Origin of the sequence: Pedobacter sp. ASV12 (assembly GCF_016429155.1) — a bacterium.
Taxonomy (GTDB): Bacteria; Bacteroidota; Bacteroidia; order Sphingobacteriales; family Sphingobacteriaceae; genus Pedobacter.
The window spans coordinates 1-7,505 of record NZ_JAELUC010000118.1 but is presented as its reverse complement, the minus strand read 5'-3'; the positions used below and the strand labels follow the sequence as shown (position 1 = coordinate 7,505).

At 40.2% G+C, this 7,505-nt stretch carries 10 protein-coding genes and 2 pseudogenes; all 12 read left to right on the top strand.

What is annotated here, in order from left to right; genetic code table 11:
• Positions 1-245: 245 nt before the first annotated feature.
• Positions 246-464 carry a hypothetical protein gene (locus JHD69_RS18215; RefSeq protein WP_199141770.1) on the top strand — a complete coding sequence of 73 codons (219 nt, stop codon included), beginning with the start codon at positions 246-248 and terminating at the stop codon, positions 462-464.
• A gap of 659 nt (positions 465-1,123) precedes the next feature.
• On the top strand, positions 1,124-1,555 hold the full coding sequence (locus JHD69_RS18205; RefSeq protein WP_199141769.1) for a DUF5958 family protein: 432 nt from the start codon (positions 1,124-1,126) through the stop codon (positions 1,553-1,555).
• Positions 1,556-1,675: 120 nt separating this feature from the next.
• Positions 1,676-1,936, top strand: a pseudogene (locus JHD69_RS18200) (RHS repeat domain-containing protein); the annotation flags it as partial.
• Between the two features lie 591 nt (positions 1,937-2,527).
• On the top strand, positions 2,528-2,869 hold the full coding sequence (locus JHD69_RS18195; RefSeq protein ID WP_199141768.1) for a hypothetical protein: 342 nt from the start codon (positions 2,528-2,530) through the stop codon (positions 2,867-2,869).
• Positions 2,870-3,111: 242 nt separating this feature from the next.
• Positions 3,112-3,264: pseudogene (locus JHD69_RS21535) on the top strand (RHS repeat-associated core domain-containing protein); the annotation flags it as partial.
• Positions 3,265-3,353: 89 nt separating this feature from the next.
• Positions 3,354-3,563 (top strand): hypothetical protein, encoded by a 210-nt coding sequence (locus JHD69_RS18185; RefSeq protein ID WP_199141767.1) that lies wholly within the window; start codon positions 3,354-3,356, stop codon positions 3,561-3,563.
• A 2-nt stretch (positions 3,564-3,565) separates the two neighbouring features.
• Positions 3,566-3,823 (top strand): hypothetical protein, encoded by a 258-nt coding sequence (locus JHD69_RS18180; RefSeq protein ID WP_199141766.1) that lies wholly within the window; start codon positions 3,566-3,568, stop codon positions 3,821-3,823.
• Positions 3,824-4,020: 197 nt separating this feature from the next.
• Positions 4,021-4,908, top strand: coding sequence for an RHS repeat-associated core domain-containing protein (locus JHD69_RS21530; protein ID WP_370583515.1), 888 nt, complete (start codon positions 4,021-4,023; stop codon positions 4,906-4,908).
• A 63-nt stretch (positions 4,909-4,971) separates the two neighbouring features.
• Positions 4,972-5,448 (top strand): hypothetical protein, encoded by a 477-nt coding sequence (locus JHD69_RS18170; RefSeq protein ID WP_199141765.1) that lies wholly within the window; start codon positions 4,972-4,974, stop codon positions 5,446-5,448.
• A gap of 154 nt (positions 5,449-5,602) precedes the next feature.
• Entirely contained in the window at positions 5,603-6,319 is a 717-nt protein-coding gene (locus tag JHD69_RS21525) for an RHS repeat domain-containing protein (RefSeq protein ID WP_370583517.1), read from the top strand.
• Between the two features lie 248 nt (positions 6,320-6,567).
• The gene (locus JHD69_RS18160) at positions 6,568-6,831 is read left to right on the top strand and encodes a hypothetical protein (protein ID WP_199141764.1); all 264 of its coding nucleotides are present in this window, start codon (positions 6,568-6,570) and stop codon (positions 6,829-6,831) included.
• Positions 6,832-6,879: 48 nt separating this feature from the next.
• On the top strand, positions 6,880-7,383 hold the full coding sequence (locus JHD69_RS18155; RefSeq protein ID WP_199141763.1) for a hypothetical protein: 504 nt from the start codon (positions 6,880-6,882) through the stop codon (positions 7,381-7,383).
• Positions 7,384-7,505 lie beyond the last annotated feature (122 nt).

Below are 7,505 nucleotides of genomic sequence, written 5' to 3'. Positions count from 1 at the left end.
CCCCCCCCCCCCCCCCCCCCCCCCCCCCCCCCCCCCCCCCCCCCCCCCCCCCCCCCCCACCCCCCCCCCCCCCCCCCCCCCCCCCCCCCCCCCCCCCCCCCCCCCCCCCCCCCCCTCAAAAAATTTTTTTTTGTCGTGGTTCGTCGGCAGCGTCAGATGTGTATAAGAGACAGATAGAGTTCCTTCATCGCGACCCGGGTAATAGTCCGGCCGATGCCTTATTGTATAATGCCGAAACCATTGCTATGTATTCTAATGAAGCCACTTGGGGAATTATAGGCTCTAAAGACCTTGAAGTAGGTATAGTCGGATTTAAAAATGAGACGAGTAAAACCGAATTTATGAATTGCTTTGATGAGGATGCTTTTACGGGTATTCAGGCACGGCTAAATGACTTGGATGAGAGATTAAAATTATCACAAGAAACTAAAGCAATCTATTCACAAATTATCAAAAACTATTAGACCTTAATTGTAAAAGAAAGCTGTTAGAGCTAGCATTTTCTAATGCTTCGGACAACTGTTTTATTTATTCGGATGATGTATATGTTTGTGGTATGTTCTTAACGCGATCTATCAATGCAAAGAGGGTTTGTTTAAATGTTGCAAGAAATGGATACAGCAATACGTGCTTTCTATTAGATGAGAATTTTAAATTCCATGCTACCATTAATTTTTACAATTAAGAAAATATAGATACAGAACTTAGAAGCACATTTGATATCCAATTGAAAATGAATACTTCTGTTAATCCATAGTGGACAATCCAATTTGATTGATCCCTTTTCGCTAATTTCAGAACGACATATAATATACTGACTAACAGATAAATAGTTGTGAGGTTGGAGGGATCAACATCTTGTAGTTTTTCTAAATAGAGAACGCTGCTACAAGAATAGGGAAAGAGATTAATGTCGTTGGTAGTAGGGCAAGCGGTACAGCTACAGCTTATTCGGATTGGGATTATGTCATTAATGGAGTTAAGAGCAAAGAGTGGGGCAAAATAAAAAATTCTTTGCCCGGTTCGAAATCTATTCTCGATAATACTCCTAGAAATATAGATCTTTTTAAGGGTGCCGTTGATAAAACAGAACCGCACATTACTATTAAACCTAGGCAATAAAATGAAATTAGAGCAAGAAATACTTATAAACAAATATGGGCAAGGATTAATATCAATTGACGAAATAGTAGCCCTTTTGCAAAAAAACAATGAGAAAGATAAGCATAATGCATTATCAGAGATAGTGAATCTTATTATTCAGACGAAAGTAACAGAAGAAGATATTGATCAAGCAATAGTAGAAAGCGGATTAAAAAGAACATATACTCCATCTGTCCTTTTGGCGACCAAAGGAGTAGCCAACCATAATCTTCAAAAAATAATAGAACTTCCTGAAGGGGAGCAACATAAAGTTTTAAAGTTAATGCTTGCTTTATTTAAAATTGCTTATAAAAGAAGGTTCTCCAAGGAAAAAAATCATCCTGATAAGTGGTGGTATTGGGACTTGTCAAATCAATCTGTTATTGATAAAATAAGGAAATTATGCGAATGATTGCAGGAGGCAACCGTCTTACTTAAAGAGACTTATAATCGCTACCATCTTGTGATATATGCGAATGCTTTCTACATGTGAGCTTTAGAAGACATATATAATTTTCTTCGGTAGCACTCGCTGCAGGAGGACAACTACTATCCCTTCGGCCTGAGGAAATCAGCGGGGAGCCCCGTATCGCTGGACAACAAGTACCTGTACAACGGCAAGGAGCTGCAGCAGGAGCTGGAACAGTACGACTACGGGGCAAGGTTCTACGACCCGGTGATCGGCAGGTGGAACGTGGTGGATCCATTGGCTGAGAAGATGAGAAGGTTCAGCCCGTACAACTATGTGTTCAACAACCCGATAAGGTTCATTGATCCGGATGGGATGGCTCCGAGTTATGGGCCCGGAGATGGATTAGCATTGCCTTTACCAGCAAGAAAAACCTTAAAAAAGGTGCCAGGATTAGGCGTTTTTATTTCTTTGTTGGAGATAAGCGATAAAGCTTCTGAGGCAATGTGGATAAGGCATAAGAAAATAAAGTCAGGGGAAATGAGAGACGTTGTTAACTATGATGGTATTTTTGGTTATTTTAGAATTAATAGAGGTCTAACTGATGTTGGGAAGGTAGGAACGGTGCCTGATTTGCAAGGAAAGTCATTAGGAGAAGCAGATAAAGCGCTAAAAGATGCCGGCTTTGAGGGTGGCGAACCAACAAAACCAGGGAATCAAGAAGATAAAGATGGCAAGAAGAACAAAGGTGGTTATAGAACATACAAAAATGAAGATGGATCAGAGGTCACAATTAAGCCAGATGGAACAGTAGTAAGATCTACAAAGCCTAGATATGATCCAATTGATGGCAGTCGTGTAAATAGGGGAGAAAAACTGATAAAAACGGAAGATGGATTTCAAGCAACTAGGGATCAAAAAATAATACATGACAATCGAACGATACATCCTGAACAAATAAAAATACAATAGAATATGAATGATAAACTAAGTAAGGACTTTCTGCTAACTATCGTATGGGTCGAAAGCTTTAGCCATAGCTATGATACATTAGAGATAAATGTAATTTGTGTAGAAAATAATAAAGATGTGTTATATACATTGTCTTTTATTGAAGTGGTTGCATTTATTTATAGAAATGATTTTGCTAATAAGGAATTTAATGTAATAGATACTATTCTAGAAAAATTTAATGACTGCGAATATTTGTATTTTATGAAGGATGAAAAAAGAAATAATTTATGGGCGTTAAGATTCCACAGTGGAACACATCATATTATTGTTGGATTTAAAAATGTAATAGTAAGGAGGAGTTAAACAAGTGCTCATAGAAGATTAACTAAAACATGTAGGAAAACTAAATTGTAAATCAAGGTACAATGTAGAATGAGAAAGTAGATCACAGTATATGTCAATTAAGGTTTGGCAACTATGCAAAAGTGATTATAAGTTAACGTAATTATTTAGTCCACAGCCCGTTTGCTAGAATCTGCAATTACTAATTCTTCGTTTTATGCTTGCAGACTACCTAATTAAAACCTGTACAGGCGCTGGAGGCCTACGACTACGGGGCCAGGTTCTACGACCCGATAATTGGAAGGTGGAACGTGGTGGATCCGTTGGCGGAGAAAATCAGGGTATATTCTCCATATAATTATGGGAATAATAATCCAATAAGATTTATCGATCCAAACGGAATGTCAGCTGAAGACAAAACAACAGAAAGCGGACAGACCTCAACAAAAGAATCGCAAGACGATAATCCATACGATTGGTTACCAAGCATGCTTTAGAAAGGGCCATGGAAAGAGGTGTAAAACCATCGGCTATTTTAGATGCTTTAAAGAAGCCATTAAAGACAGGAAGTATAGTTACAGACCAACTTGGAAGACAAAGTCAGAGATTTATAGGACAATTTGGAGAAGTAGTAGTAAACCCTCAAACAGGTAAGATACTATCGGTTAATCCGACATCTTCAAGCAAAGCGGCCAAACTTTTAAATAAGATATAAAAATGATTGTTAAATTATCAAAAAGTCAATACGATTATTTAACCCATAGCCTTCCAATGGAGAAGAAAATTCAGTGGAGTATTTTTGAACGTAATGACAGTGACGAAAAGGTCAGTCTTGAATTTAAAAATGATATTGCTGATGAAATACGGGATTGGGCCATTGAAAGACAACAGAGAGTAGGGTTTGATACTAATTACGGCTTAACACCGGAAGGAAAGACGTTGCAGGAACTAATAGATACCTTTTATGTAGAATAATAATTTCTGTTTGTTGGATAAAACCTAGGCCTTTAAGCTCGTTAGTCGGGATTTAGAATCTCTGCCTTACTATTCATAAGCTATAGATTCCGCCATGAGGAGAGTCTTGCTTGTGAAGGCAACTGCAACTCCACAGCGGCCACCGTTGGGCTTTAAAGGGCCATGGTAAGCGTTTGTATAATCACTTGGTGGCCACTTTGGAAACGCGCACTACGTTTTCGATATTTAGGGGGGCGGTGCGCCGGTTGCAGGAGGATGACTACTATCCGTTCGGCCTGCGCAGGGTTGCAAGTGCAGGCAATAATAAATACCTTTATAATGGCAAGGAATTGCAGGAAGAGCTGGAGGCTTACGACTATGGCGCCAGGTTCTATGATCCGATAATTGGAAGATGGAACGTGGTGGATCCGTTGACAGAAAGCTACCATGCATATTCACCATATAACTATGCACTGAACGATCCTATTGGAAAATTAGATCCAAATGGAATGTGGGTGGAAACAGCAGGGGGCTATTCGACAAGTAATACTGCTGAAATTGCGGCAGTCTTGGGACAAAGCAATTCTCAACAAAGCGCAGAGGAAGACCCACCAACGAAAAAGGGTAAAAATATAATAAATAGACCTGGTGCCATAATTCGAAAAACTCAGAATGGGTATTCTATAAGCCAGGTGGAAAAAGGAGATGGAGGCAGTGGGCTAAGTGATGCTATGGAATTGGGATTTGGATTTACCCCTATTGGTGTTGTAATTGATTTTGCCAATTTGATAGAGGGCAAAGACAGGGCTGGAAATGATTTATCTTGGGGTTGGAGGCTCGCAGGAATAATACCTTTGGTTTCCGAATTTAAGAATAGCAATAAAGTCGCGAAGGCAGCCACGAAGGCTTTTGGCAAGGAAGTGGCAGAAGTTGCTACTCGAATTGGGAGAGACGGGGAGGCTGTTGAAATTGTATTTAAAGACGGAAGTAAAATAGATATAAATGCGGCGAGAGTAAAAGAATGGGTGCCAAACACACATCCCAAAGCTCCTGCGGGCACCCTTCAAAAAGTTAAGTTCGAAAATCCATTGCCTGGAAGGATATAAGCGTGTTGCAACACAGGCGGAAATTGATTACTTAAAAAAACTTCTAAAAAAATAAAAGACAATATGCTAATAGATAAAGCAATTAAAACATTTGCGACCTTTATGGATAATAGTTGGGCTGAGGTTAGCGAATTACTTGTTGATAGAGATTATACGTCTAATGAAAGTGCTATGAACGATTGGCTACAATCAAATTGGGAGCTTCTTATAAAGAGAAAAGTATTAAAAATTAATAATTACCTAGAAGTATATGGCGATGGTGCAGATTTTAATGGATCTAGCAGCAGAATTACAGACCCCAACTCTTTAGCTAATTTTAGGATAAAAGCCATACCAAAGACTGGCAATAGTATTTTTGATGTCTTGAACGAAGAAGAAGTAATGTCGCCTGACTTAGTCTTAGATCGATTGGTAGGGTTTCGAGATGGTTTTTATGTTTTAGAACCAGAATTCAATCATGTGCTACTTAATGATGAAAATATGGATATAGAAAGAGTCGCCAGATTGAATGACGTAGTGTTTGTCTTAGAAGAGCTTTAATCCCTGATTGCTGTGAGATATCTTTTATTAGATGGACTATTAGAGAATTTATCTCATGTATTATTGAAAGATGGATAATATACGTTCGTATATATATTGCTTCTAGCTGGGAGTTTTGAGCTATAAAGCTCTGGATGAATCCTTAACATGATCGATTACCGAGAAAACCAGCTGGAGTCCTGTATCGCTGGAGAACAAGTACCTGTACAACGGCAAGGAGCTGGAACAAGAGCTAGAGGCCTACGACTACGGGGCCAGGTTCTACGATCCAATAATCGGAAGGTGGAATGTGGTGGATCCGCTAGCGGAGAAGATGAGAAGGTTCAGCCCATACAACTATGTGTTCAACAACCCGATAAGGTTCGATGATCCTGACGGGATGGCACCAGGCCCTGGTTTTTGGTCTAATCTTTGGAACACGGCTGTAAGTTCTGCGAAGAATCAATACCAGGCCATGTACAAAGGAGTAACCAGCCTACCAGCTAGAGTAAGAGGCTTAGCGGATAAATCCCCAGGAGAGCTAGTTAAGTCGTATGGCAGAAATTATGCTAAAATGCTACCCATTACTCATGTTATAAACTATGTTAAAGATGAGGTAAACGGAGTCAAAGCATTAATTAAGGGGGATGGAAAAGCTTTAGGAGAAATAGCCGGAAGAAATTTTGCAAATGCAAGTGTTAACGCGGCTGCTACGGGAGTAGGCGCAGGAATAGGAAAGGGGGTGACAGCTTTGCGAGCGACTTCTTCAGTTGCAGCTTCTGAGGTAGAAATGACGACTTTATATAGAGGTGTTAATGAAGGTCATCCCGGATTTTCCGCCGCAAAAGAAGGTATTGCGGTCCCTAAGGGGGGGCGTAGCCACGGCCGCTGAGCACAATGCGGGAAATACAGCCAGTAATTTTACCTCATGGACAACAAACCCTGCAGTCGCTGAAAATTTTGCTTTAAGACCTAATGGTTTGGGTGTTGTAATGGAAGTTACAGTTCCTACAAGTAGTACGGTTGCAAGTCCAAATATAAAAGATGTGATGATTAATGGTGTAAAAACCAATGAGGCGGAGGTACTAATGCCAGGCACTGTAAGAGGCGCTAGTGTTAAAACAGTAAATAAAAATTAAAATGACTGAGAAATTTCCAAAATTAAAAGAAGGACAGGTTGCGTTATTAGTCGCTGACCGTAATACAGGTATTGTTCTTAATGAAAACTTTAATTATGCCACTGATGCCTCTCAGAAAGTATACAGAATATTTGAAAATACTGACGAGGCGTTAAAGTATGCTAAATCACTAATTTTTGAGAGAAACTCAGTTGAGTGTTATATTAATGAAAGTGAAAATAAATTGCTCTATTTTTTAGATATAGAAAATGTAAATACATTCTAATACCTGGAGAGTTGGCCAAGTCATATAGTAGAAATTAAAAGTTAATATATGAAATCAGGCATTAAATTTACTAAAATAACCCACCTGCTAATGGCATTAGCATTATACTCAGGTTGCAACCGAAACTCATCGAGTCAAAATAATCTTGGACAAACGGATAATTCGGCAAAGCAAGGGGTATTTACCGAGTATAAGGCAGAACGATGTATTTACAATTTATTAAATTCAGTGCAACGTTCTAACAAGAATTACTATGGAAACGATAAGTTTTTCTACTCAGTGATGTATAAAAATACTAATGGGAAAAGGAGAATGACAATCGAAGCAAGATTGTGGGATTCTCCAGCAGAGCAAGCTTATTTGGGAGTAGTCGTAGTTGATAGTGCAAAGTTCTTGATTGGTGGTGATATTTCTTCCGACAATTTCTTTAAGCTAAATAAAAATTCAATGATTAAAACAAATTTGACTTACGGGGCGGATGAGATTTATCAGCCAGTAGAAGAGCCGGTTTTAAAAGGGAATTATGTGTATCTGTCTCTTATACACATCTAAAAGGGGGGGGGGGGGGGGGGGGGGGGGGGGGGGGGGGGGGGGGGGGGGGGGGGGGGGGGGGGGGGGGGGGGGGGGGGGGGGGGGGGGGGGGGGGGGGGGGGGGGGGGGGGGGGGGGGGGGGG

What these genes read in the sequence shown, in the direction of transcription:
- JHD69_RS18215 (WP_199141770.1), top strand. Translation starts at nt 246, where the DNA reads ATGTATTCTAATGAAGCCACTTGGGGAATTATAGGCTCTAAAGACCTT.
- JHD69_RS18205 (WP_199141769.1), top strand. Translation starts at nt 1,124, where the DNA reads ATGAAATTAGAGCAAGAAATACTTATAAACAAATATGGGCAAGGATTA.
- JHD69_RS18195 (WP_199141768.1), top strand. Translation starts at nt 2,528, where the DNA reads ATGAATGATAAACTAAGTAAGGACTTTCTGCTAACTATCGTATGGGTC.
- JHD69_RS18185 (WP_199141767.1), top strand. Translation starts at nt 3,354, where the DNA reads ATGGAAAGAGGTGTAAAACCATCGGCTATTTTAGATGCTTTAAAGAAG.
- JHD69_RS18180 (WP_199141766.1), top strand. Translation starts at nt 3,566, where the DNA reads ATGATTGTTAAATTATCAAAAAGTCAATACGATTATTTAACCCATAGC.
- JHD69_RS18170 (WP_199141765.1), top strand. Translation starts at nt 4,972, where the DNA reads ATGCTAATAGATAAAGCAATTAAAACATTTGCGACCTTTATGGATAAT.
- JHD69_RS18160 (WP_199141764.1), top strand. Translation starts at nt 6,568, where the DNA reads ATGACTGAGAAATTTCCAAAATTAAAAGAAGGACAGGTTGCGTTATTA.
- JHD69_RS18155 (WP_199141763.1), top strand. Translation starts at nt 6,880, where the DNA reads ATGAAATCAGGCATTAAATTTACTAAAATAACCCACCTGCTAATGGCA.